Source organism: Thalassospira marina (assembly GCF_002844375.1).
GTDB lineage: Bacteria > Pseudomonadota > Alphaproteobacteria > Rhodospirillales > Thalassospiraceae > Thalassospira > Thalassospira marina.
This window is the reverse complement of record NZ_CP024199.1, coordinates 347,167-370,167: the sequence shown is the minus strand read 5'-3', so window position 1 is coordinate 370,167 and position 23,001 is coordinate 347,167. Positions and strand designations below refer to the sequence as shown.

At 54.9% G+C, this 23,001-nt stretch carries 24 protein-coding genes; 12 read left to right on the top strand and 12 right to left on the bottom strand.

Features of this window, described 5'->3' with window-relative positions; all coding sequences use genetic code 11:
• Positions 1-9: 9 nt before the first annotated feature.
• On the bottom strand, positions 10-522 hold the full coding sequence (locus tag CSC3H3_RS01580; protein ID WP_101283281.1) for a TRAP transporter small permease: 513 nt from the start codon (positions 520-522) through the stop codon (positions 10-12).
• A 32-nt stretch (positions 523-554) separates the two neighbouring features.
• On the bottom strand, positions 555-1,568 hold the full coding sequence (gene dctP / locus CSC3H3_RS01575; protein ID WP_157831798.1) for a TRAP transporter substrate-binding protein DctP: 1,014 nt from the start codon (positions 1,566-1,568) through the stop codon (positions 555-557).
• A gap of 129 nt (positions 1,569-1,697) precedes the next feature.
• Between dctP and CSC3H3_RS01570 the strand changes: the two genes are divergently transcribed.
• From CSC3H3_RS01570 to CSC3H3_RS01560, 3 genes are all read left to right on the top strand, one after another.
• Positions 1,698-2,642 carry a LysR family transcriptional regulator gene (locus CSC3H3_RS01570; protein WP_101283277.1) on the top strand — a complete coding sequence of 315 codons (945 nt, stop codon included), beginning with the start codon at positions 1,698-1,700 and terminating at the stop codon, positions 2,640-2,642.
• A gap of 133 nt (positions 2,643-2,775) precedes the next feature.
• Entirely contained in the window at positions 2,776-3,222 is a 447-nt protein-coding gene (locus CSC3H3_RS01565; RefSeq protein WP_101269957.1) for a methylglyoxal synthase, read from the top strand.
• A 349-nt stretch (positions 3,223-3,571) separates the two neighbouring features.
• Positions 3,572-4,498, top strand: a complete 927-nt coding sequence (locus CSC3H3_RS01560) for an AEC family transporter (protein ID WP_101283275.1) — start codon at positions 3,572-3,574, stop codon at positions 4,496-4,498.
• On the opposite strand, the gene CSC3H3_RS01555 is transcribed toward CSC3H3_RS01560, so the two are convergent.
• Complete coding sequence (locus CSC3H3_RS01555) at positions 4,424-5,215, bottom strand: RluA family pseudouridine synthase (RefSeq protein WP_101283273.1); 792 nt, start codon at positions 5,213-5,215, stop codon at positions 4,424-4,426. The genes CSC3H3_RS01560 and CSC3H3_RS01555 overlap by 75 nt on opposite strands.
• A gap of 292 nt (positions 5,216-5,507) precedes the next feature.
• Between CSC3H3_RS01555 and CSC3H3_RS01550 the strand changes: the two genes are divergently transcribed.
• From CSC3H3_RS01550 to CSC3H3_RS01540, 3 genes are read left to right on the top strand one after another with little or no spacing between them, the layout of a single operon-like run.
• Entirely contained in the window at positions 5,508-6,311 is an 804-nt protein-coding gene (locus CSC3H3_RS01550; protein ID WP_101283271.1) for a DUF6134 family protein, read from the top strand.
• On the top strand, positions 6,308-7,084 hold the full coding sequence (locus CSC3H3_RS01545) for an SDR family NAD(P)-dependent oxidoreductase (protein WP_101283269.1): 777 nt from the start codon (positions 6,308-6,310) through the stop codon (positions 7,082-7,084). Before CSC3H3_RS01550 ends, CSC3H3_RS01545 begins: the two co-directional genes overlap by 4 nt.
• Positions 7,081-7,533: a nuclear transport factor 2 family protein gene (locus CSC3H3_RS01540; protein WP_101283267.1), complete on the top strand. Its 453-nt coding sequence runs from the start codon at positions 7,081-7,083 to the stop codon at positions 7,531-7,533. Before CSC3H3_RS01545 ends, CSC3H3_RS01540 begins: the two co-directional genes overlap by 4 nt.
• Here the strand turns inward: CSC3H3_RS01540 and CSC3H3_RS01535 are convergent.
• The 5 genes from CSC3H3_RS01535 to CSC3H3_RS01515 form a co-directional block, all read right to left on the bottom strand.
• Entirely contained in the window at positions 7,499-8,053 is a 555-nt protein-coding gene (locus CSC3H3_RS01535; protein WP_101269948.1) for a DUF3833 domain-containing protein, read from the bottom strand. The genes CSC3H3_RS01540 and CSC3H3_RS01535 overlap by 35 nt on opposite strands.
• A 29-nt stretch (positions 8,054-8,082) precedes the next feature.
• Positions 8,083-9,510 (bottom strand): MFS transporter, encoded by a 1,428-nt coding sequence (locus tag CSC3H3_RS01530; protein ID WP_101283265.1) that lies wholly within the window; start codon positions 9,508-9,510, stop codon positions 8,083-8,085.
• Positions 9,511-9,654: 144 nt separating this feature from the next.
• Complete coding sequence (locus CSC3H3_RS01525; protein ID WP_245881230.1) at positions 9,655-10,962, bottom strand: SAM-dependent methyltransferase; 1,308 nt, start codon at positions 10,960-10,962, stop codon at positions 9,655-9,657.
• Positions 10,955-11,803, bottom strand: coding sequence for a DUF1365 domain-containing protein (locus CSC3H3_RS01520; protein ID WP_101283263.1), 849 nt, complete (start codon positions 11,801-11,803; stop codon positions 10,955-10,957). Before CSC3H3_RS01520 ends, CSC3H3_RS01525 begins: the two co-directional genes overlap by 8 nt.
• Positions 11,804-13,123, bottom strand: coding sequence for an NAD(P)/FAD-dependent oxidoreductase (locus CSC3H3_RS01515; protein ID WP_101286054.1), 1,320 nt, complete (start codon positions 13,121-13,123; stop codon positions 11,804-11,806).
• 232 nt (positions 13,124-13,355) lie between these two features.
• Between CSC3H3_RS01515 and CSC3H3_RS01510 the strand changes: the two genes are divergently transcribed.
• On the top strand, positions 13,356-13,946 hold the full coding sequence (locus tag CSC3H3_RS01510) for a sigma-70 family RNA polymerase sigma factor (protein ID WP_245881229.1): 591 nt from the start codon (positions 13,356-13,358) through the stop codon (positions 13,944-13,946).
• Complete coding sequence (locus CSC3H3_RS01505) at positions 13,943-14,647, top strand: ChrR family anti-sigma-E factor (protein ID WP_101283261.1); 705 nt, start codon at positions 13,943-13,945, stop codon at positions 14,645-14,647. Before CSC3H3_RS01510 ends, CSC3H3_RS01505 begins: the two co-directional genes overlap by 4 nt.
• 74 nt (positions 14,648-14,721) lie before the next feature.
• On the opposite strand, the gene CSC3H3_RS01500 is transcribed toward CSC3H3_RS01505, so the two are convergent.
• The 3 genes from CSC3H3_RS01500 to CSC3H3_RS01490 form a co-directional block, all read right to left on the bottom strand.
• Positions 14,722-15,612, bottom strand: coding sequence for a 23S rRNA (adenine(2030)-N(6))-methyltransferase RlmJ (locus CSC3H3_RS01500; RefSeq protein ID WP_101283259.1), 891 nt, complete (start codon positions 15,610-15,612; stop codon positions 14,722-14,724).
• 6 nt (positions 15,613-15,618) lie between these two features.
• On the bottom strand, positions 15,619-16,806 hold the full coding sequence (locus CSC3H3_RS25130; RefSeq protein ID WP_342751352.1) for a pseudouridine synthase: 1,188 nt from the start codon (positions 16,804-16,806) through the stop codon (positions 15,619-15,621).
• Positions 16,807-16,987: 181 nt separating this feature from the next.
• A complete protein-coding gene (locus CSC3H3_RS01490; RefSeq protein ID WP_101286052.1) occupies positions 16,988-17,713 on the bottom strand; it encodes an SIMPL domain-containing protein in 726 nt (241 codons plus the stop codon).
• A gap of 276 nt (positions 17,714-17,989) precedes the next feature.
• Here CSC3H3_RS01490 and CSC3H3_RS01485 point away from each other — a divergent pair, with 276 nt between their 5' ends.
• Complete coding sequence (locus CSC3H3_RS01485; RefSeq protein ID WP_101283257.1) at positions 17,990-18,664, top strand: D-lyxose/D-mannose family sugar isomerase; 675 nt, start codon at positions 17,990-17,992, stop codon at positions 18,662-18,664.
• A 104-nt stretch (positions 18,665-18,768) separates the two neighbouring features.
• On the opposite strand, the gene CSC3H3_RS01480 is transcribed toward CSC3H3_RS01485, so the two are convergent.
• Complete coding sequence (locus tag CSC3H3_RS01480) at positions 18,769-19,683, bottom strand: tetratricopeptide repeat protein (RefSeq protein WP_101270153.1); 915 nt, start codon at positions 19,681-19,683, stop codon at positions 18,769-18,771.
• 346 nt (positions 19,684-20,029) lie between these two features.
• Here CSC3H3_RS01480 and CSC3H3_RS01475 point away from each other — a divergent pair, with 346 nt between their 5' ends.
• From CSC3H3_RS01475 to CSC3H3_RS01465, 3 genes are all read left to right on the top strand, one after another.
• On the top strand, positions 20,030-21,166 hold the full coding sequence (locus tag CSC3H3_RS01475) for a GGDEF domain-containing protein (RefSeq protein WP_101283255.1): 1,137 nt from the start codon (positions 20,030-20,032) through the stop codon (positions 21,164-21,166).
• Positions 21,167-21,344: 178 nt separating this feature from the next.
• The gene (locus CSC3H3_RS01470) at positions 21,345-22,529 is read left to right on the top strand and encodes a BaiN/RdsA family NAD(P)/FAD-dependent oxidoreductase (RefSeq protein ID WP_101283253.1); all 1,185 of its coding nucleotides are present in this window, start codon (positions 21,345-21,347) and stop codon (positions 22,527-22,529) included.
• A 205-nt stretch (positions 22,530-22,734) separates the two neighbouring features.
• Positions 22,735-22,920, top strand: coding sequence for a PLD nuclease N-terminal domain-containing protein (locus CSC3H3_RS01465; RefSeq protein WP_101269934.1), 186 nt, complete (start codon positions 22,735-22,737; stop codon positions 22,918-22,920).
• The last annotated feature ends 81 nt before the right edge of the window (positions 22,921-23,001 follow it).

Sequence of the window (23,001 nt, the reverse complement as noted above, 5' to 3'; positions counted from 1 at the left end):
TTTTGTCCGTTAATCAGCCGTCACAGAGGACGCGCGGCTTTCGGTCAGGCGTTTGATCAGAAGCATCACGTAACGCAGCATCGAAAACCCGTAACCAAATGGCACCGCAAGATAGAAAACCCACATCGGGAAACTGAGCGAGCTGTCACTGATTTCGCCAAATCGCAGGCCGAACTGCACCATTTTGATGCCCGCCATAAAAATGACGGCACAAAAACCAGCACCAACCAGCAACACAACCACTTCCAGTATCTTGCGCATGCTGCGCGAAAACTGGTCCACAACCAGATCGGCCCGAACGTGTTTGTCCTGTGCCACCAGCGACGGCAGACTAAGCATCGTTGCCCACCCCACCAGATAGACGGTCACCTCCGCCCCCCAATCGGGCAAAAGTGCGGGGGCGAGATAGCGCAATACCGTCTCTGTCACGATCAGGATAATCGCCAGAATGGCCATTATCCCGATCAGGAATTTTTCAGCACAACCAAGAACGTTCGAAACCCGGCTAACGAAATTTACCATAGTCACGTTCTTCTCCGTCACCGGTTCACGGGTTACTGTGCTGCGGCAATGGCGTCGGAAACGCGCGCGATGAAATCCTTGTCCATATCAAGTTCATCAACGATTTCCGGCTGCGCCTTCATCAGCTTTTCACGCATTGCTGCCAGTTCTTCGGGGTTGGCATCAATGGTTTCAATGCCGTGTTCCGCATTGATTTTACGCGCATCAATCTGGGCGTCAGCAGCAACATTACGGACTTCGTCCACCATGTTTTCCCAGGTATCGCGCATCAGCTTTTGCAAATCTTCCGGCAATTTGGACCAAGCTGCCTGACTGATGATCGGCACATATTCAATAAAGGCCTGCTTGTCTTCATAGGCATATTTAATGCCAGCATCCCACAATTTCGAGCTGGCAACTGATTCCTGCGTTGCCCAGATGGCGGAAACAACATCGGTCTGCAATGCCTGGGGCACATCGGACCAGGCAATCTGCACCGGGTTGGAGCCAAATACCCGATACCGTGCCAGCGTTGCCGCACCACCCGGAACACGGACAACCTTGTCCTTGAAATCATCGGGCGATTTGATCGGAACATCGGTGGTGAAGGCCGTGCCATACCCCAGGTCAAACGGACGACCCAGCACGACAACACCCAGTTTGTCTTCAATGCGCTGGTTCAATTCCTTGCCGATATCCCCATCAACAATTTTGTAAATGACGTCCTGGCTTTGGCCATAAAACATCGGCAGCAGCAACATTCCTGCTTCGGGCACATATTTGGACAAATGCTGATGGGCTGGTGCGGCCATATCAATCGCACCCTGGGCAACTGCGGTTGCCACCATCGGCCCCTTGTATTTCGAAGCAGAGTCAAATACCCGCATCTCAAGCCGCCCGCCCGACTTTTCGTTCAGGGCTTCGGCGAATTTGCGAAATGACCGGTTGCGCACATGATTGGGCGACGTATCGAGCGACACATCAATGGTGTAATCGGCCGCATGTGCCGGTGAAAACAGCGTCGCACCAATCAGTGCGGCGGCTGTAAACAATGCTGAAATTTTCATGATTCTGTTCCCTCCTGATGTGGCTGTTGTTGTTTTAAGCCACCGGGACGCTAGCACTCCACCCATTTAAAGAGTAATATATAATTTCGAACAACCCATATCGAAATTTTATACCTAAAGCGCATTTTCATGAAACACGCCCAGCATCTTTTGAACCTGCCACGTCTGGCTGCATTCGTGGCAATCTGCGAGGAAGGAAGCCTTAGCCGGGCTTCTCAAAGACTTGGCATTGCCCAACCCGCCCTTAGCACCATGATCAAGAAGATCGAAGATGACCTTGGCGTTTCGGTCCTTACACGTCATGCGCGTGGGTCGGTGCCAACACCGGCCGGCCGGGTTTTGTTAAAAAGCGCCTATGAAATGCTGGGCATTGCCGAGGCGACGCTGGAAGAAATCGGGACCACAACTGCCGACCCGGAAGGCGAAGTTGCCATTGGCCTGCCTGCGGCAACATCAATGGTGCTGGCGGTGCCACTCATCAAACATCTTCGCAAAAAACTGCCCAAAGTTTCCCTGCGCGTTGTCGAGACCTTTTCGGGATATCTTTGGAGCTGGCTTCAGGATGGCAACCTGGATGTTGCTGTTTCCTTTGACCGTGTATCGATCCCCGAAATTGTCTGCCTGCCGCTTTGCCGCGAGGATTTGTTTTTGATCGGCAAGACCAAATTACTGGAAGATGCACCGGACCATATCGACCCGGATAATCTTTATAAATTCCCGTTAATCCTGCCATCGCGCATTCATGGTATTCGCGGCAAGGCCGAGGCCTTTGCCTCATCGGGCAAGGGCCTTGATATCCGCATGGAAATCGATGCCAGCACCCATCTTGTCAAACTGATCGCATCGGGCGAAGGTTTTGGCCTGCTGGCAAAATGTGCGGTGACCGACGAACTGGTGCAAAAAACAGTTCGCGCCATTCCCCTTAAACCCAGCCTGTCGCGGCAGGTATCATTAAGTGTACGGCGCATCAAAATGCAAAACCCTGCGGTAACCCGCGTGGTCGAAGAAATACAGCTTGTCAGCGCCGATCTGATCCGCACCGGCAAATGGCCCACCAGTGATGCACATGAATGAAGGCCAGATGTTTTCGCTGACAATTGAATAGTTTGCATGGACGCAGATGCCAAAAATGCCGCAAAATGCTGCAGCTATATTCGGGACATTTCATGTGCGAAATGCCTGCTAACCGCAAAATCGGGATAATCTAATGAGCCTATCCATCGGACTTGTTGCCCATGACCGCCGTAAACCAGAAATGGCCGACTGGCTGGAACAGCATATTGCGGCTTTTACCGATTATAAAATCTATGCAACCGGCACAACAGGCCGCGTCCTGCAGGAACGGTTTCCCAAGCTGGATATCGTCGCGCTTAAAAGCGGCCCGTTTGGTGGCGACCAGCAGCTTGGCTCCATGATTGCGCATGGGCAGCTTCAGGCGATGTTCTTTTTTACCGACCCAATGACACCGCAGCCCCACGATGTGGATGTGCGCGCACTTATCCGGCTGGCAAACATGTATGAAGTGCCCATTGCCTGCAACCGCAGCACCGCTGACCTTCTGATCAGCAATCCGCGCTTTCAGGAAATTTGCGAACAATATCGCGGTCATTCGCCCGAACAGATTTTTTCGGAATATACCAGCCGTAAGGTTTGAACCCGCATTTGCAGGCAGGAATTCGGGCGGGCAGGGATAAATTCGGCATTCACCGGTTCATTTCATGCCTGCCCGCATCCAGAGCGGGAAATTCACCTGAAAAAACGCCATCGAGCCGCCAAAACCGGTACATTGGCGTGCCTAGCGGCCCTGATTTTGGCTCAAAACGTGCAAAAACACCGCCAGAACCCGCCTATTCACGCCTGATCGCGCAAAAACGGGCAGCCGGGTTGTTCTTTTTGCAGGCCGATTTGCCCGCCTATATCAGGCACTATCGTTTCTGCCCCGGCAGCACAAATATCACGCTGCCCGTTTTCGCCACCACCGACCGACACAGGCCGCCCCGACCATGTCTTTTGCCTATACACTGATCGCCGCCATCTTCCCGATTTTTGCTGCCATCATTGTTGGTGCGGTCCTGAAAAAATACCTGATCCAAAGCGGCGAAGTCTGGGCGGGGATTGACCGGCTGACCTATTATCTGTTGCTGCCCGCCCTGTTGATGATTGGCATTTACCATGCCGATTTCAGCACCGGCCATGCCGGCACCGCCGTTATGATCACGATGGGGGCGACGCTGGTTTTATCGGCTGTCATGCTGGTTTTCCGGCGTTTGATCACGCCAAATACGCCGCTTTTCACGTCCATTTTCCAGGGTTCGGTGCGCTATAACAGCTATGTCCTGCTGGCCGTGGCCGAGGCCCTTTTTGGCAGTGACGGGCTGGCGCTGGCGATTGTGTTTATCGCCGTGATGGTGATTGTCACCAATATTCTGGCTGTTGTGGTTCTGAATGCCCTTAATGGCCGGGGTGGCAATTTCAAACGTATTGCCATCGGGCTTGCCAAAAACCCCATTATTCTGGCGGCCGGGGCCGGGGCGATTATGAATATTGCCAATATCCACATCCCCCTGCCCATCGAAAATACCGCATCCCTGCTTAAAACCGCGGCGCTGCCACTTAGCCTGCTTTCGGTAGGGGCGGGACTTAAATTTATCCTCGACCGGCGTTCGCTTGGGGCAATTGCCTTTAGCAATGTGGTCAAGCTGGCCTTTTTGCCGCTGATTACCGGCATTGCCCTGCATCTGGCCGGGATTGACGGCATGGTGCTTTCCATGGGCGTTCTTTATGCTGGCATGCCGTGTGCTGGCAACGCCTATATTCTGGCGCGCCAGCTCGGCGGGGATGCCGATGTGATGGCATCAATCGTCACTATCGAAACTTTGCTCTCGGCTGTCAGTATCTCCGTCATCGCTGCCATATTGACGGTCAATTGACGCCCGGTGCGGGGCAAATTCCCCGTCATAGCCACAGGCCACCAGCGCATCGCGCATCAATTCGGGTGGCGGGGCATCGGCAATAACCGGGTCGCGGTCGGCATGGTAGGGCACGACCAGGTGGCGCGATAACAAATGCAAAGTCGGCGGCGCACCAAAGACCGGTGCTTCGCCAGTGCCATAAAACGGATCACCCAGCACCGGAAAACCGATATGGTCCAGATGCACGCGCAACTGGTGTGTGCGCCCGGTATGGGGCACCAGTTCCAGCCAGGTCATATCCTTTGCCCGTCCCAGTACGTGATATTCGGTGCGGGATTCCTGGCCGCTATCATCCACCGTCATGCGCCAGCCGCTTTCATCATTCAGCTTGGCAATCGGCGCATCAATAAAGCCGTGGTCATCGGGCAATTCGCCGCGTACCACCGCCCAATAGGCCTTTTCGATTTTCTTTTCGGTAAAAAGCCGCGTGATCCGCTTGGATGATTTGGCATGTCGGCACAACAGAAGACAGCCTGCCGTATCGCGGTCCAGGCGGTGTGCCAGTGTTGGGGTTGATGCGATACCAAATGTCATATCGGGCAGATAGGCATCCACATGGAAATAGGTTTTCGGCCCGCCATGGGATGCCAGCCCCGGTGGCTTGTTAATAATGATCATGTTTGAATCGCGATGCAAAATGCAGGCGATCAGGTCTTCCGCAATAGGATGGGTCATAAACGTCCTTCCATCTGGCAGCGATCACCAGATCGCAGGATACATCCTTCCTGTCCTGATCTGGCAACACCGAATTTGCGTAGGGAATATATGGATTAAACCGCAGAGTCATTAACAGCTTCGCAATGGCAGCCAACATCGGCGCAAAAACGCCACCGTTTTGGCCAAGCCCCGTGTTGCACGCAACAGCGCAAAATGGCGCGCATCGCTGCCACCGGGTTCTGCCTTTATCCAGCCGTGCAGGCAATGACGTCGCGCATGGATAATGCAACAGCCACGGGAAGGTTACGGGATGAAGGGCCAGCTTCGCAATGCATCATCATCGCTTCCCAAAAACACCATGCTGGGATCATGGGTGCAACGCATTCTGTTTATTGTGGTAATGGCGGCCCTTGTGCTGGGCTTCTGTTTTTCGGCTGCAGCACAGGCCACGCCCCCGTTGCCCGGCGCACAATGCCGCGATATCGACCCCACAAAGCTTTATGGTGGCAATGAATGGGATTTTCAAATCCGCCGTGAAGGCGCCCCGGTTGGCACCCACCGCCTGTCATTCCATCCGGGCCGGGATGGCGTGCAGGTCATTGCCGAAAGCACCATCACCATCAGCTTCCTTGGTTTTACCGCCTATCAGTTTGATTACCGGTCCGAAAGCCTGTGGCAGCAGGACCAACTGGCGAAACTGGCCGTTATAGTTGATGATGATGGCGATAAATCCACCGTTACCGCCCGCCATGATGCAAAAACCAACAGCCTGGTCGTTACCGGCCCTGATGGCAGCGAAACCCTGCCTGCAACCATATTCCCGACCGATCACTGGCATTGCGGGGTTCTGGCAAGCCAGCGAGTTCTTAACACCATTACCGGGCACGCCAACAGGGTGCGCATCACCAATCTTGGCCTTGAAAAAATCATTGCAGGTAATGGCGGTGCAACCCGCATTGCAGCAACCCATATCCGTTATGACGGCGAGCTACAAACCGATGCCTGGTATGATGCAGAGGGGCGCTGGGTTGGTTTGGCATTCAAGGCGCGTGATGGCTCCAGCATTATCTATCGTTGCCTGACCTGCACCAAAATCACCGGAAACACGCAATGACAAAACACCGTAACTGGCAAACCATCTGGATCATTGGCGCATCGGCGGGCATTGGGGCGGCACTGGTGCAGAAATTCATTGCCGAATGCGATGAAACGGGATTAGGCAAAATCATTATTTCCGCCCGCTCGGCCGAGGCATTGCAGGAAATTGCGCTTGCAAGCCCGCGCATTGCCATGGTGCCCCTGGATGTAACCGACCCTGCTGCCGTTGATCAGGCAATTGAATTGATCGAGGCCGAACACGGCCTGCCCGACCTGATGGTTTATTGCGCCGGTTTTTATAACCCCATGCCGGTCGAAGATTTTTCGCGCGATACCATCGCCAAACATGTTGCAGTCAACTATCAGGGGGCGGTCAATTGCCTGGACCCGATTTTGCGCAAAATGCGCCAGCGTGGTTCAGGCGAAATTGCCATAACGGCATCGGTTGCGGGTTATCGCGGCCTGCCCAAAGCAGGTGCCTATGGCCCGACCAAGGCGGCCCTGATCAATCTGTGCGAAACCCTGCGCGAAGAACTGGCAGGAACGGGCATTACCATGCGGGTAATTAACCCCGGGTTTGTCCAAACCCGGATGACCGCCCAGAACGATTTTGAAATGCCCTATTTGCAAAGCCCGGAACAGGCGGCAGAATTCATTTTTAAGGGGTTGCGCAGGAATGACGATTTTGAAATCGCCTTCCCGCCGCCCTTTGTGCGGCAGTTAAAAATCGGGCGGATTTTGCCCTATCGCTGGTACTTCAAAATGATTGAACGGGTGATACAAAAATGAATAACCCCTCATTGCCCGGCGATAACCGCCTTGCCACGCTGGAAAAATATGCCGCCATCTATGCGCAGCTTAGCCCGCAAACCCTGAATGAACTGCGCACCGTTACCACAGCCGACATATCCTTTACCGACCCGTTCACCACCATTATCGGTCAGGATGAATTATGCGCCTATATGGGCAAAATGTTTGAAGGGGCGAAGGGCGCAACCTTTACCATCAGCCATGTCATGGTGTGCCGGGATATGGGATTTTTGCGCTGGCATTTTTCGGCACGGGTGCCGGTGATTGGCCTGTGGGAATTTACGGGGATGTCGGAAGTCACCTTTAATAAGGATGGCACCCGCATTGCCACCCATCGTGACCATTGGGATTCCGGCAGTGAATTTTACGCCAGAATACCTGTCTTGCGCTGGTTTATTCGGCGGCTTGCGAAAAAAGTGGCGCATTAGGTTTGGCAAAAAAGAGCGATACTTCGCCAATTTCCAGCCCCCATTTACGCACCCGCGCGCGGTTCACCAGCACGCCATTGGGCTGCAAAAACATCCAGTCGTCAAAGCTGACGCGCCAGGTGCCATCGCCCACCTTCAAGTCCATCTCATAATTCCAGTTCAGTGCATTGCCATATTGCTGGCCTTCGGCAACACCGACAATTTCATCGAACGTGCCTTCATAGGCATGGTCGCCGGTTTTGCGAATTTTCCAAACCCGCTGGTCGGTTTCGCCATCGTCATAAATGAAATCTTCGGTCAGGGTTAAAACCCCGTCGCTGACCTCGCCATTAATATCGACGGTAAACTGGCGGCGAAGTTTGCCGAACCGGTCTTCAAATATGCCCCAGGCGCGGCTATGGCCCTGAAAATAGGCATAAACGTCGAAAACAGGTTCCTTGTGGGCAAAATCCTGGGGCTTCATTGCCGAACATCCACCGACAAAAACAACAAAAAGAAAAACCAGCCCGGTTCGCAGCATGTTGATATTCCTTGGTTCTATCGCAAAGATCAGAACATGCGACGCGCAAGGCGGCGACGCAGGGCAAGCTGATGACGCAACCCCAATGGGAACTGCCACATCATCGCAACGGCCATGATTTTCAATACGATAGGAAGCACGGCATAGATCACCACCAGAACCAGTTTTGCCGTGTCATTTTCGGGCATTAAGGCGCCATTTTGCCCGCTATCCTGCCCGGTCAAACCAACCATGCCCAAAATGGGCAGGGCAATCCCCGCGGCCAGAGCCAGGGCAAGCTTGTTGGTCATGTTCCATAACGCAAATAACAGCCCGGTGCGGGCCTGACCAAACCGGTAACGGTCCCAGTCATCAACATCGGCCTGAATGGCCGGTGGCAATGCCAGATCGGCCCCCAATGCCGCACCTGTCACCACACATATCACCGCAAAACCGGCAAAGTCCCCCTGCCCTAACAGCGGAACAAAGGCAAAAGCAATAATCGCCAGAACCATCGCCCAGCACCAGATCACAGGCCGCCCATAACGCCCGCCCAGCATCACCCAAACCGGCATGGCCAAAACCGCCACCGCGAAATAAAGCAGGATCAGCACGTTTTGATCAGCCGGTGCCAAACCCAGCCCATAACGGATGAAAAGCGGAAAACACACCGCTGGCAACCCGTTTGCCAAACCATTAATCAGCCAGGCAACTAACAGGCGCACGAATAAACGGTTCTGCCACAGACCTTTGCAGCCATCACGTAACCGGCCAATTCCCCATTTCGGCAATACTGGCTGATTTTCCCGCGGCCAGACCGCCCGATCACGGAACGCTGACTGCTGGTGGGAAGCTGAGGCATCAATTGTCCACCGCGCCGATATGCTGCGCAATATATCGGGCACAAAAAGTGCCAGGACCAACACACCAATTGCGCCTGCAACAAGCGTTACGTTCCCCAAAAGGGCCGTTTGCGCCAGCGGGGCATTAACGCCCATCGCCACCGGAATAATCCCGGCAAGCAAAATACCCACAAGCCCCGCCCCTTCGCGCAGGGCCGAAATGATGCCGCGCTGATGATAATCACGCGAAAGTTCGGCACCCCAGGCAAGATAGGGCACCTGAAACATCGTCCAGCCGATAAAGAGCAGGCTGGCCCAGCCAAACAGATACCAGCCCGATGGTGCGGCTGGCGGGTTAAACAAAAACCATATCCCGATACCAGCCAGAAACGCCCCCGCCACCACCCACGGTTTGCGCATTTTCATGCGGTCGGACGCATAGCCAACAAGCGGGTCGGTGAACATATCGATCAGGCGGATGATGAAAAACAGAATACCGGTCAAAGTCAGACCCAGCCCCAGCGTATCGCCATAAAGGCTGGGCAGCAGGATATGGGCCGGAATGGTCGGTATCGCCGCCGCCAGCGCCGGGGCCGCATAACACAGGATTATCCGCCGTAAAGGATGCGTTGACATGGCATCAGGTCCCGCTGGAAGAATGGCCCGGGTTAGGGTTTGCCGATCATGGCAATCGTTATGGGGTCAAACTGATAACGGCGCGAATATGTGGGGCAGATAACGACAGGATGGCAGCGGCGCAGCCACCGCCCCTTTGCACCATCAGGCCCGTTCGGCTTCGTGCCCGATCACAAACAGGCCAACATCAATGGTTCCGGCTTCAAAACCCGTCTGGCAATAGGACAGGTAATATTCCCACATGCGTTTAAAGCGGTCATCAAAGCCCTGCTTGGCGATGGCTTCCCAGTTATGCTGAAAATCGCGCTGCCATTCTGCCAGTGTCCGCGCATAGGACTGGCCAAAAAATTCGGAATGCTGCAATTGCAAACCTGCAGCATCAACCGCCTTTTTCAGGGCTGAGGGTGCAGGCAGCATCCCGCCCGGGAAGATATAACGCTGAATGAAATCCGCCCCTTCGCGGTAATTTTCAAAGCGGTCTTCGGCAATGGTGATGATTTGCAAGACCGCCTTGCCACCGGGGCGCAAACGCTGGCGGACCATATCAAAATAGGCAGGCCAGTTTTCCTCGCCTACGGCTTCAAACATTTCGATGGAAACCAGCCGGTCATATTGGCCGTCCTGATGGCGATAATCGCGCAGGCGCAACATGGCGCGGTCCCCCAGCCCGGCATCATGGATGCGCTGGCGGGCAAAGGCCAGTTGTTCATGCGAAAGGGTTAAACCTTCAACATGGCAGCCATATTTGCCTGCGGCCCTTTCGGCAAAACCGCCCCAGCCGCAGCCAACCTCCAATACCCGTTCGCCAGATTCAAGGCCTGCCAGTTCACAGATACGGTCATATTTGGCGTTTTGGGCGTCGATAAGCGGCTGGTCATCATGCTGATACAGGGCGGATGAATAGGTCATGCCCGCATCAAGCCACAGGCGGTAAAAATCATTCCCCAGATCATAATGATAGGAAATGTTGCGGCGCGAACCCTCGATGGTATTGGCATTGCGCAGATGCGCCAGACGATGGATCAGGCGCGAAATAACGCCAGCGGCAAAGCGCGCCTTGACGATGGCCTCGTTGGCAATGGCAAACTGCATTAACCGGGTCAGGTCGGGGCTGCGCCATTCACCTTCGATATAGGCCTCGGCAAAGGCAAGGTCACCGCCAGTTGCCAGTTTGCGCACGGCACGCCAGTCGCGCACATCCAGCACGGCATGCAGGTCCAGCCGTTCGCGACCTGAAAAATTAAGTGTGCGCCCATCGGGCAAAACAAGGGTCAACCGGCCATATTGCAAATGCGCCAAAACCCGCACCAGCATGCGTTCCAGCATGGATTTGGGCCGCATCACACTGCCAATCGCCGACATGACATGATCACGCAGGGAGCGCACAACCAGTGAACTGGCGCTGGATGTTGTTGTGCTGACACCGGAACTGGGGCGGGAACGCTCAGGCATGGTGATTACCTTTTCGTGTCGTGGAGAGTAGGGCCGCACCGGACGCCGCCACATAGGTAATGCGGTGTTCGGGCGGGGTTGGCCGGCGATGAAAGGCAAAACCCTTGCGCCATAAATGCACCGCTTCCCAGTGGATGCCGGCAATGACCTTTAACGTCATAAGCGGATAGCGCAAAAAGGCCGAAAGAAGTGTGCGGTCGGTAAGTACGGTATGGTTACCGGCAAAGGCCGCGTTCAGAAAAACGCCTTCATCATCGCTTTCGGCAATGGCGATAGCCACCCGGTCGCCGGGCGGGCAAATGCGAAACCGGTAATCGGCCTTCATGCCGATAAAGGGCGAAACGTGAAACTGTTTGGCGCATGTCTGATGCACCACACCCTTGGCATCGTGGCAGGCATCGGTCACGGGAATAAGGTAACCATGCCGGTCGCCAAATGTGTTGGAAACATCATGCAGGATCGCGCCCAGTTCGCCATTTTCGCGATAGCAGAAATAAACACTGAGCGGATTGAAAACGAACCCGAGAATGCGCGGATAACACAAAATTTCAATGCGTGCGCCGCAATCGGCCAAGCCGTTTTGCTGCAGCATTTCCATAATTTGCGCCCGCAGGCCTTTGCCATCACCCCGGCCAAAATCCCGGTCATGAAACGAAAAAAGGTTAAACCGGTTATGGCTGAAAAACCGCAATTTGCGGTGCAACTGCCCGATTTCATCAAGGTCAAACAGAAACGACACCACCCGGTAGCGCAAACGGTGCTGGCGCGGGCGCAGGCGATGGTGCGTCACCACCCCCTGATACAGGGCCGAAGCCCGTTTTTCCGCGCCAAGCTGTGCCATTTATGCTGCCTCTATTGCGCTGCGCAATTTGCGTGAAACCGGCGATACGTGAATACGACCGCTTTCATTTTCCACATTCCAGGGGCGGCGCACATTTCCCAGTGCCTCGGCCACGGCAAGGCCGGACTGAATGCCATCTTCGTGGAAGCCATAGCCAAAATAACTGCCGCAATACCAGATATTATGGGTACCCTGCACGTTCCATAACATGCGCTGGGCGGCCATCGCATCGTTATCAAAAACCGGATGATCATATAAAAACGACCGGATCACCGACCCTTCGCGCGGCGGAGCAGGGGGATTAAGGGTAACAAACAGCGGCTGGTCTTCATCGATATGTTGCAGGCGGTTCATCCAGTAGGACACGCACACTTTGGGCGCATCGCCACCTGCATGGCGCAGATAATTCCAACTGGACCATACCTTGCGGTTTTTGGGCATCATGGCCGGGTCATTATGCAAAATCGCCAGATTGCGTTCATAGCGAAACGCACGTAACAGCCGTGCCACTGCCGCATCGGGGGCCGATTGCAATGCCAGCGCCTGATCGGCATGGCAGGCCAGAACAACATGGTCATATTCATCGCGCTGGCCGTAACGGTCCTGCACAAAGGCACCCGTTGGACTTGGCCCTGTTTCGGCCACCGCACGATCCAGCACCACATTGCCGATACCGGCCAGCATACGCTGCACATATTGCCGCGAGCCACCGGTAACCGTGCGCCATTGCGGCCGGTCTTTAAGCTGCAGCAACCCGTGATTATCGCAAAACCGCACAAAGGCCGCGACGGGGTATGACAGCATCATATCGGCCGGGGTTGACCAGATGGCAGCGCCCATCGGCAACAAATGGTCATTGATAAAAGCCTGGCTGTAGCGATGCTGCGCCAGATAGGCGCCCAGGCTTTGTGCCCCGGCTTCGGGGTTTTGCAAAACAGCGGGGGCTTCGCGGTAAAACCGCAAAATATCGCGGATCATGGACCAGAAAGACGGACGCAGCAGGTTGCGTTTTTGCGCACACAGGCTGGCAAGGTTGCTGCCGCCATATTCAATACGCCCGTCATCAAGCGATGCGGCAAAGGACATATCGGTTGCTGCTGTTGGCACATTTAAATGGTCAAACAGCGCACACAGATTGGGATAGCTTTTGGTATTGTAAACAATAAAGCCGGTATCAACCGGCGTGCCGCTGGCATCGACCGTATTGGAATGTCCGCCGGGGCGGTCATCCTTTTCATAAAGCGTGACATCGTGCTTTTGCGAAAGCAGCCACGCCGCTGACAGGCCGGAAATACCGGAACCGACGACAGCAATTTTCATTCTGGAACCGGAGCCAATCATTGTGTGTGCCTGCTTGCAGTTTGTTGATATAAATTACATATGACTACGAGCAACACATTTATCCGGATCAAAAAAATACGATGGCTCTCAAATAATTAGGGGGGCCGGGACAAATCTTTCAAGCCGGATGATCCAATAGCGATAAAAAGCCGTATCTCGACATATGATGCACAATGTCGCGGTTCGGTCCGACAAGGGACCAGGGAAACTCATGAACGGTACAGCGACAAACAGACGTGCCCCGGCCAACCCGGAAGAAGCACGTCAGTATGCCGACTGGATCGTCGCGATAGCGGCTTCGCGTGACAAGGCCGCCTTTGCCCGTCTGTTTGCCCATTTCGGGCCACGGGTGAAGGTTTACATGTTCCGATTTACCGGAACCCAGGAAATGGCCGAGGAACTTGCCCAGGAAACCCTGATGCAGGTTTGGCGCAAGGCGCACCTGTTTGACCCGCAAAAAGCCGCGGCAAGCACATGGATCTTTACCATTGCCCGAAACCTTCGGATTGACCGGTTAAGGCAACGCAAACATATCGAAGTGGATGATGCCGACCCGACGCTGATTGTTGACGAAACCCCGATTGCAGACGAGGTCGTCAGCCAAAGCGAACAGGCCGCCCTGGTACAGGAGGCCCTGGTCGAGCTGCCACAGGATCAAAGAGTGGTCGTGGAATTGTCGTTTTTTGAAGACATATCGCACAGCGAAATCGCAGAAAGGCTGAACATACCGTTAGGCACGGTAAAATCACGCCTGCGACTGGCGCTGGCCAAGATGCGCAATGGACTGGAGGGGGTAGCATGAATATCAAACACCACCCGACAGACGAAACCTTGCTGGCCTATGCCAGCGGCACCCTGTCGCAGGCGATGGAACTGGTCATTGCAACCCATATGACCCTATGCCCCCATTGCCGCGACAAAGTTGCCGAATTTGAAGCCTGTGGCGGTGCCATGCTTAATGGCAGCGACGGCCTTGCCATGAATGTCGATGCGCTGGACCATGTCATGGCGATGATCGAACAGGAAAGTGCCAACGAAAATGCGGCCCCCCTGCCTGTTGCTGCCCCGCGCCGGGTTGCGGTAACAGCCGGGCCGTCAGGCAGTGCCGTGCCTTCACTGCCAACACCGCTGGCAAATTTGCTGCCCGATAATATTTTATCGCTTGAAGACATTCCCTGGCGCAGCCTTGCACCTGGCGTTAAGCATTTTCCGCTAAAATCGGTGCAGACCAAGGGTACGGTCAGGCTGCTTAAAATTGCGCCGGGCATCAGCATTCCCGATCACGGGCATGGCGGGCATGAAATGACCCTACTGTTAAAAGGGTCCTATATTGATGATGTGGGCCGGTTTTGCGCGGGTGATGTGGCCGATCTGGCCGATGATATTGACCATCAGCCGATTGCCGATACCGCCGAGGATTGCATCTGCCTGATTGCGACCGACGCGCCGCTTAAATTTAACGGGATTCTGCCCAAATTGCTGCAACCCTTTATCGGGATGTAAGCGCAGCATAAAGGCCGCCAAAAGGTTACTTGCCGACTGCACCAGCCCAGGCAATTTTTGGGGCTGGTGCTTTTTTATGGGGCCTTTACCAACCAGTCGAGGCGATGTGTTGCCGGGCCTGGTAACTGCACAACATTGCGCAGCCAGCCGCCAATTTCGGCCAGTTGCGCATCAAGCTGGAACGGCGGATTGATAATCAAAAGGCCGGTGCCCAGCATCCGCCCCTTTGCCCCGCCCTGGCTTGCGGCCAGTTCGCTGCATAAAACCCCGCCCGGTGTTTCGATCTGGCGGAACATCTGGTGCAATTCACCTTCAAAACCGTCGGTCAGGACCGGATACCACAGCATATAGGTTGCCGTTGCCCATCGGCGATGTGCAGCAATAATGGATTTGGCCGCACGGGCGTAATCCTGCTTCACATCATAGCTGGGATCCATCAGCACCAAACCACGGCGAATGGGGGGTGGCACCAATGCCACCAGCCCTTCATAACCATCGCGCTTTTGCAAATTGATGCGCCGGTCATGATAAACACGCCGGTCCAGCGTTTCAAATTCGCGCGGGTGCAATTCCATCAGCGATAGCCGATCACTTTCGCGCAGCATTTTTTGCACAATAAAGGGTGACCCCGGATAATAAACCGGCTTTCCACCAGCCGCACCACCGTCGTCAGCACCTTCATTATGCAGGTTTTCCGGCACAAACCTGCCCACCAGATCCAGATAGGGTTTTAATGCTGCCGGGATATTGGCCGCCCCTTGCACCGCAGCAATCCCGCCTTTCCATTCGCCGGTTTTCTGGGCCTGCGGGCTGGAAAGATCATACCACCCTGCACCGGCATGGGTATCGATCACGCAGAAGGGTTTATCCTTTTTCTGCAAATGCGCCAGAACAAGAACCAGTGCCGCATGTTTATGAACATCGGCGACATTGCCCGCATGAAACCCGTGCAGATAGCTTAGCATTTTATCCTATCCCCTATCGCCCCGGCCAGAGCGCGAACCACCCCGGCGCCCCCGGCGTGCCCCATCACCGGCATCCCGGCCACCATCCGTGCGGGGCTGGTCCTGCGGGCCGCGCCCACCGGTTTTGGCCCGCCCGTTACGGTTTAGCGAACGGCTTTCGCCTGCATTGACATTGGTGTTTCCATCCGTCCCACGGCGTTCATTGCGGCGCGTAGCATCACCCCGGCGGGGTGGCTGTCCGCCGGTATTTATCTGTTTATCCTGTTGCGGCCCGGCACCTTTGCCCCGGCGTGGCTTTACCCCGCCTGGGGGTGTGTCGTGCTGTTCCGATGGCGGTCTCGCTGGCCGGTTGCGGCCTGCATTTCCACGCCCGGCGGCATCACGGCCTGTATCTTCACGCCCTGTCCAGCCGTCAGTATCCGCGCGATCATTACGTGCGGGTCGATTACGGTTGCGGCCCCGGTCTGCGTGCCCGGGGCGATCGCCGGGTCCATTGCGTTGCGAATGGTCCGATGGTGCCATGCGTGCGGTATCATCCCGGCCATGCGGGCCTTTGTCATTGCGGCCAAAGCGTGGTTTTTGCCCCGTTCCCCGGCCCTTATGCGCGGGTTTTGCACCGGTTGGTGTGGGCGGCGGTGCGATGGGGGCAGGCACATCTATTTCACGCCATTCGCCCGGTGCCAGATCATCAAGCGACCAGTCACCGATGGCGTAGCGGATCAGACGCAAGGTCGGAAAGCCGACAGCAGCCGTCATACGGCGCACCTGGCGGTTGCGGCCTTCGGTGATGCTCAGTTCGATCCAGCTTGTGGGGATGGCTTTGCGAAACCGCACGGGTGGGTCCCGGTCCCACAGGCCTTCAGGTTCATCCAGACGGCGCGCACGGGCGGGCAGGGTCATGCCATCCTTTAACATTACGCCATCGCGCAGGGCCTGCAGGGCGGCGTCATCGGGCTCGCCTTCAACCTGCACCCAGTATGTTTTGGGCTTTTTATATTTGGGATGGGCGATCTGGGCGTTTAGCGGGCCATTATCGGTTAACAGCAGCAAACCTTCGCTGTCGCGGTCCAGCCGCCCGGCGGCATAAACCCCCGGCAAATCGACATAGTCTGCCAGCGTCGACCGGCCATTTTCTTTGTCGGTAAACTGGGTAAGAACCCCATAGGGTTTATTAAGCAAAATAAGTCGCGCCATAGCTGCCGCATAAAGCCGCTTTTTACCGACAAGTCAATCAAAGCCGATCAAACCCGCCCAACAGAACAGGCCGGGGCATATGCCCCAAACACATCATTCACGCCCCTGCATATAACGAGGCGGCTTACCCCGCCCCGCATAACGTAGGATCAGGTGATGATAGAGTCAGCACCCCACCCGATCAATCTTCGAGCAGATATTCCATGGTGGTAACGACACGGACGGTTTTATTGATCTGGTTTGATTCGGTGGTGTTGGGCGCCCCATCTGCCGCCAGAATTTGAAACAGGCCCTGATTGGCCCGGCGAATACCGCCCAGCTTGCCGCCGGAATCCTTGGCAAATTGCTGGGCACTTTCACGCGCATTGGCCGTTGCTTTGGCGATCATGTCGGGTTTGATATCGTTTAGTTTGGTAAACAGGTAACTTGGCCCGGCATTATAGCCCTGCCCGCCCAAAACAATGCCGTTTTGCAGCAGTTTGCCAATATCCTGCGATGCCTTTGCCACGGCTTCCACATCGTCCGAGCTGACCTGCACTGTCTGACTGACGATATAGCGGCTTTCCACCGGGCCGGAGCGATAGCTTTGTGCCAGCTGGTCTGTTACCTGCAGGTTTTGCAGTTCGGTCTGTTCACGCGAAATACCGTGTGCTTCGAGAAACTTTTGCAGGGTTTCGGTATCATCCTCGATCTTTTGCTGCGCTGTTTGCAAAACATCATTGGTGGCAACAAAGGTGATCGGCCATACCGCGCGGTCAGCCTTAACATCCTGTTCGGCAAGGCCCTTGACGGTCACAAACCGGTCTAGCGAGCGCATATTGACAATACCCTGCCCCACCAGTGCCCCGGCACCGGCAATGCCCGCAGCAACCACGATAGATGCAATAACAACTGAAACCCTGCCCATTATGCCATCCGTTTCCTGTTTAACCATTTCCGTCTGACCGCCCGGCTGCCACCGCACAACAAATGTTGCAGCATTTGGCGTGACCGGTCAGATCGCCTATAGTGACTAAAGCCAGTAATGATGGTGAAATTTTGATTGTGCCGCCTGCGACCTTGAATGCATTCAAATTCTCGTCGCACAAAGCCGCGGACCATGTTAAAACCACGCATCTTTTGCGGATGGCATTGCCCGAATGCCCATCCCGTGTCGCACAACAGAACCCGAGGGAACGCCCCTATGCGCCGCTCAGAAATCAATGCCTGCATCAACCAGGCCAAAGAACTTTATAATTCGATTTCGTTTCGCCTGCCGGACTGGGCACATTATTCGCCCGAAGAATGGGAAAAACAGCCGGACCTGGCAAAATGGTGCAACGCCCATCAGATGGGCTGGGACGTTACCGATTACGGCGAAGGCCGCTTTGCCGAGCGCGGGCTGATCCTGTTTTGCCTGCGCAATGGTATTCTGCGCCAGCCGGGTGAAGTTCCCTATGCCGAAAAGATCATGATTGTTGGCGAAAATCAGGAATGCCCGTGGCATTACCACAAGGTCAAGATGGAAGACATCATTGTCCGGGGTGGCGGCAACCTGGTGGTCGAGCTTTATAACCTGACCAAAGACGGCGAAATGGACAAGGAAAGCGACGTCCATGTTCGCACCGATGGCAAGCTGAACATTCTGCCCGCCGGTGGCAAAGTTGTGCTGGAACCGGGCCAGAGCGTGACCCTGCCGCGCACCATGATTCACCGTTTCTATGGCGAAGAAGGCAAAGGCCCGGTGATCGTTGGTGAAGTTTCGCAGGTCAATGACGACCTGACCGACAATTATTTCTTCGATACCGACGCCCGTTTTACCCAGATCGACGAAGACGAAGCGCCGATCCATCCGCTGTGGAATGAACTGGGCAAATAACCACGCCCGTCACCCCTGACGCATGCAAAAGAAAACACCACCAGGATGGCTGATATAGCCCCGGTGGTGTTTTTTTATGGTTTGAATTGCCGGTTAAAACCCGATCATTCCGCCGGGCGGTTGCCTTCGCTTTCGCTGCGCGGCCCCAGAATTTCGGCAAATTCGGGCATGTCGCGCAGGGATTCAAATTCAACCTCGGACCAGGCCGGTTGGCGCATGGCGTCTGAAAGTTCGACGGCGCGCTGCAAATCGGCCAGGGCTGCCTCGCGGAAACCAAGGCCGGCATTCGCACAGGCACGCTGATAATGGCCATTGGCACTTTCGGGGGCCTCGGCCAGCAAACGGTTACACAGGCTAAGCGCCCAATCCCGTTCGCCCAGCATCAGGGCCGCATCGGCCTTATAGGCCATGACTTCCGGGTCGCCGGGTGACATTTCGAGCATGCGGTCGTAAATCTCGATCTTGGATCGTGGATTGCTGACCTGGTTTGCCTGTAGCCAATAGGCATGCAGGCTTTGGGTGCGTTCGATCTCGCGCTGGTTATCGTTGATCACCTGGCTTTTCTGGCGCAATTCTTCCTCAAGCGCACTTAACCGCGTTTCAAATTCGTCGGACAGGCGGCGCAATTCGGTATCGGCCAGCGACCGCACGCTTGATTTCAGTTCGCGCAGGGATTGCCAGCCCAGCATGGTCAAAAGCGCACCCACCGCCGCAACGAAATAGAAAAAATAGGTCACGGTATTGGATGAATAGCTGATCGCCTTATCGATGGCTTCAAGCTGGCGATTTACCACCTCGCGCATCAAATCGGTGCGCATGCCCTGCATATCGGTGCGCAATGATTTGATTTCATCAAGCAGGTAACGTTCCATCAGGGGCGGAAGGTTGGTTCTTTCTTCCGGGGTGATTTTGCGTAAATCGACAATCTGGGAGTCGGAATCGGCCGGTGCGGAGTCATTTTTTTGCTGTGCGAAGGCCGGCATACTCACCACCAGACCGATCAGCAACACAAGCATCATTCTTTTTGCGTGCAGGGTCGAAATCACATCATCCTCCCGGTTGTTCTTCTTGTTAGGTTAATCCAGCGAAAAATCACTTTCCGACGCCATCATTGCCTAAATTTTAGACATATTAAACCTTTTCAGCGATTTTGACCCAAATCAAGACGAAACAGGGGTCGCCAGACCTATACAAAGGATAGGAAATACTATATTCGTGTTCCAGAATTCTGTGTGCCCATTGCCTGCTTCTGGCATTTTGTACTGACAGCATCCGATCCTGGAACATTTTCCTGATCCGAGCGTCTGGTATGACAGATGCTGGTATAATTCTAAAACGCAGATCACACCCGGGACATCACCGCTAATGAACGAACATGCCGATGCAGTAAAACAGGCCCGAAAGATCGCACGGGAAACCGTCGCGCTGCTTTCAAGCCTGGATATTGCGCCGACACCGTCCAATTATGCGCTGTTCTACCATTATCTTTCGGGCACCAATGCCGAACTGACCCAGACAATTGATATCCTGCGGTCCAACCACCAGGAATTTGACCTGCTGCGCTGTCATTACCTGTGTGAACGGTTTTTTGGTTCACAGGCGTTCAATCCGGCCCCGTCCAGCCACAGTGCAGGCATTCATGCCGGTTCATCGGTGCATTCGCGCCTGATTGATGCCCGCCCACCGCATATGACGGATTCCCCCCTGCCCAACCCGTTTGGCGATATCGCCAATTCCAGCGAGGATTCCGGGCAAAACAGCACCAGCAACACTGGCAAGAACGGCAGCATTGATGACGACACTGTATCGTCAGAAATTTCGCGCCTGCGCCAGGACCTGGAAGAAATGCGCAAAGAGGCAATGACCGACCCGTTAACCGGCATTGCCAACCGCAAGATGTTTGACCAGCAGTTGCGTAACCGTGCCATGGAAGCCATGGAAACGGGAACGCCGCTTTGCCTGCTGATGATCGATGTCGACCATTTCAAACAGTTCAACGATACCTATGGCCACCAGACCGGTGATCAGGTCATTCGTCTGTTAGCGCAAACCCTGCGCAACAATATCAAGGGCCGCGATACCGCCGCCCGTTATGGCGGCGAGGAATTTTCGGTTATTCTGCCGCGCACCGATGTTGCCAATGCCCGCCGCCTTGCCGAAATCATTCGCCAGAATGTGGGGCAAAAGCACGTCATTAGCGAAATTGACGGATCGCCGATTGAAAAAATCACCGTTTCCATCGGCATTGGCTGTTTTGATTATGGCGAACCACTGGGCCGCCTGATCCAGCGTGCCGACCAGGCGCTGTATCTGGCCAAACAGAAGGGCCGGGATTGCGTTGTAACCGAAGACGAGTTGAACCAGGCCAATGACAGCGCACCGCTCAAGCCGGAAACGCCAGTTCAACCCATGCAAATGACAATTCCGCGCGCCAATGATGCCGCCGAACCGCAGCTTAACCGCGATGGCGAGCATAAAAAGCCCAAAAGCATCCCGGCATAAGCTGCCGCGACGCCCCGCCCTGCTTTTGAAATAATGATATTCCGTTGCCGTTAATGCCCGCAATTGCACCCTTTGCCGGTTCCGCCTGCGCAAAGGCTGACAATTACGGAAATTCATCCTATAAGCGGGCCAAAGATTTAGCCTAATTTACCCTGCAGATCGAAAGAACAGAACGGCTGTGAAAAACCTGGACGTGATCATTATTGGTGCCGGTGCGGCGGGCCTTATGTGTGCAATCGAGGCGGGCAAGCGCGGTCGTTCGGTGATGGTGGTGGATCACGCCAGCAAACCGGCCGAAAAAATCCGTATTTCCGGGGGGGGTCGCTGCAATTTCACCAATCTGCATGCAAGGCCGGAAAACTATATTTCCCAGAACAAACGTTTCTGTGTTTCGGCGCTGAAACGCTATACCCAGCATGATTTCATCGCGCTGGTTGACCGGCATAATATTGCCTGGCACGAAAAAACGTTGGGCCAGCTTTTTTGCGATGAAAGTTCGTTTCAGATCATCGACATGCTGCTGGATGAATGCGATGACGCAGGCGTTGAAATTCGCCTAGATACCAGCATCCGCGCGATAGAGGCCGCCCAGCGTGGTGGCTATGTCGTTACCACGCAAAGCGGGGCGAACTGGCATTGCCATTCGCTGGTCATTGCCTGCGGCGGGCTTTCGATCCCCAAAATCGGTGCAACCGGTTTTGGCTATCAGATCGCGCGGCAATTTGGCCTTGATATTGTGCCCACCCGTGCCGCCCTTGTCCCGCTGACATTTGATCCCGATACCCGTGCGGATCTGGGCCAGTTGGCAGGCATTTCGGTTGATGCCGTTGTTTCACACCAGAAAACCAAATTCCGCGAAGGCTTGCTGTTCACCCATCGCGGGTTAAGTGGTCCATCGATTTTGCAAATTTCATCCTATTGGCGCGAAGCCGAAACCATCAGCGTTAACCTGAATCCCGAACAGGATGCGTTCGAGCTTTTGAAAGCCGCCAAGGATGAAAGCCCGAAACAGGCGGTGCATAATGTGCTTGCACGTATGTTGCCCAACCGGCTGGCGCAATTCATTACTGCGCGCCATGGCCTGGACCGCCCGATTGGGGAAACCGGTGACAAGGCCCTGCGCAAACTTGCCACCGATGTAAACCAGTGGCAGATCGCCCCACAGGGAAGCGAAGGTTACCGCACAGCAGAAGTCACCCTGGGCGGAGTGGACACCCGCGAGCTTTCATCCCAGACCATGGAAAGCAAAAAGGCACCCGGCCTTTATTTCATTGGCGAGGTGGTGGATGTAACCGGCCATCTGGGGGGCTTTAACTTCCAGTGGGCTTGGTCATCGGGCTGGTGCGCAGGCCAGGTCGTCTAACCTTCCGGCATCGCACCACTTCCACCCGGCACCAAAGCGTTACAGGCGGTTTTAAGCCCCTATTCTTACCCTATACTGGCGCATATTTTGCCGCTGCCAAATATTGCAGCGGGAACATTACCTCTGCCCTGGGCGTTTGCTTGTTAATTGGTAAATAGCCAATGGTGGAACCCCCACCTAAACAAACAACAAACGAGGTTGGGTCATGACAGGATTTGGTGGCATCTTAGGAATTATCATTCTGATTGCCGATATCTGGGCAATTATTAATGTATTTGGCAGCGGCGCAAGCACAGGCGCAAAACTTCTGTGGACGATCCTTATTCTTGTTCTGCCGGTCGTGGGCCTTATCATCTGGCTGTTTGCCGGTCCGCGTGGCGCACGCGCGTAACACGATAATTCCTGGCAACAGCCAAAAGATTACGTTCTGACAGTACGTCAAAACAAAAGGGATGCCGCATCACATTGCGGC

Bases quoted from the DNA above. Each gene is read 5' to 3' on its own strand.
- CSC3H3_RS01580 (WP_101283281.1), bottom strand. From the start codon at position 522: ATGGTAAATTTCGTTAGCCGGGTTTCGAACGTTCTTGGTTGTGCTGAA.
- dctP (WP_157831798.1), bottom strand. From the start codon at position 1,568: ATGAAAATTTCAGCATTGTTTACAGCCGCCGCACTGATTGGTGCGACG.
- CSC3H3_RS01570 (WP_101283277.1), top strand. From the start codon at position 1,698: ATGAAACACGCCCAGCATCTTTTGAACCTGCCACGTCTGGCTGCATTC.
- CSC3H3_RS01565 (WP_101269957.1), top strand. From the start codon at position 2,776: ATGAGCCTATCCATCGGACTTGTTGCCCATGACCGCCGTAAACCAGAA.
- CSC3H3_RS01560 (WP_101283275.1), top strand. From the start codon at position 3,572: ATGTCTTTTGCCTATACACTGATCGCCGCCATCTTCCCGATTTTTGCT.
- CSC3H3_RS01555 (WP_101283273.1), bottom strand. From the start codon at position 5,215: ATGACCCATCCTATTGCGGAAGACCTGATCGCCTGCATTTTGCATCGC.
- CSC3H3_RS01550 (WP_101283271.1), top strand. From the start codon at position 5,508: ATGAAGGGCCAGCTTCGCAATGCATCATCATCGCTTCCCAAAAACACC.
- CSC3H3_RS01545 (WP_101283269.1), top strand. From the start codon at position 6,308: ATGACAAAACACCGTAACTGGCAAACCATCTGGATCATTGGCGCATCG.
- CSC3H3_RS01540 (WP_101283267.1), top strand. From the start codon at position 7,081: ATGAATAACCCCTCATTGCCCGGCGATAACCGCCTTGCCACGCTGGAA.
- CSC3H3_RS01535 (WP_101269948.1), bottom strand. From the start codon at position 8,053: ATGCTGCGAACCGGGCTGGTTTTTCTTTTTGTTGTTTTTGTCGGTGGA.
- CSC3H3_RS01530 (WP_101283265.1), bottom strand. From the start codon at position 9,510: ATGTCAACGCATCCTTTACGGCGGATAATCCTGTGTTATGCGGCCCCG.
- CSC3H3_RS01525 (WP_245881230.1), bottom strand. From the start codon at position 10,962: ATGCCTGAGCGTTCCCGCCCCAGTTCCGGTGTCAGCACAACAACATCC.
- CSC3H3_RS01520 (WP_101283263.1), bottom strand. From the start codon at position 11,803: ATGGCACAGCTTGGCGCGGAAAAACGGGCTTCGGCCCTGTATCAGGGG.
- CSC3H3_RS01515 (WP_101286054.1), bottom strand. From the start codon at position 13,123: ATGAAAATTGCTGTCGTCGGTTCCGGTATTTCCGGCCTGTCAGCGGCG.
- CSC3H3_RS01510 (WP_245881229.1), top strand. From the start codon at position 13,356: ATGAACGGTACAGCGACAAACAGACGTGCCCCGGCCAACCCGGAAGAA.
- CSC3H3_RS01505 (WP_101283261.1), top strand. From the start codon at position 13,943: ATGAATATCAAACACCACCCGACAGACGAAACCTTGCTGGCCTATGCC.
- CSC3H3_RS01500 (WP_101283259.1), bottom strand. From the start codon at position 15,612: ATGCTAAGCTATCTGCACGGGTTTCATGCGGGCAATGTCGCCGATGTT.
- CSC3H3_RS25130 (WP_342751352.1), bottom strand. From the start codon at position 16,806: ATGGCGCGACTTATTTTGCTTAATAAACCCTATGGGGTTCTTACCCAG.
- CSC3H3_RS01490 (WP_101286052.1), bottom strand. From the start codon at position 17,713: ATGGGCAGGGTTTCAGTTGTTATTGCATCTATCGTGGTTGCTGCGGGC.
- CSC3H3_RS01485 (WP_101283257.1), top strand. From the start codon at position 17,990: ATGCGCCGCTCAGAAATCAATGCCTGCATCAACCAGGCCAAAGAACTT.
- CSC3H3_RS01480 (WP_101270153.1), bottom strand. From the start codon at position 19,683: ATGATGCTTGTGTTGCTGATCGGTCTGGTGGTGAGTATGCCGGCCTTC.
- CSC3H3_RS01475 (WP_101283255.1), top strand. From the start codon at position 20,030: ATGAACGAACATGCCGATGCAGTAAAACAGGCCCGAAAGATCGCACGG.
- CSC3H3_RS01465 (WP_101269934.1), top strand. From the start codon at position 22,735: ATGACAGGATTTGGTGGCATCTTAGGAATTATCATTCTGATTGCCGAT.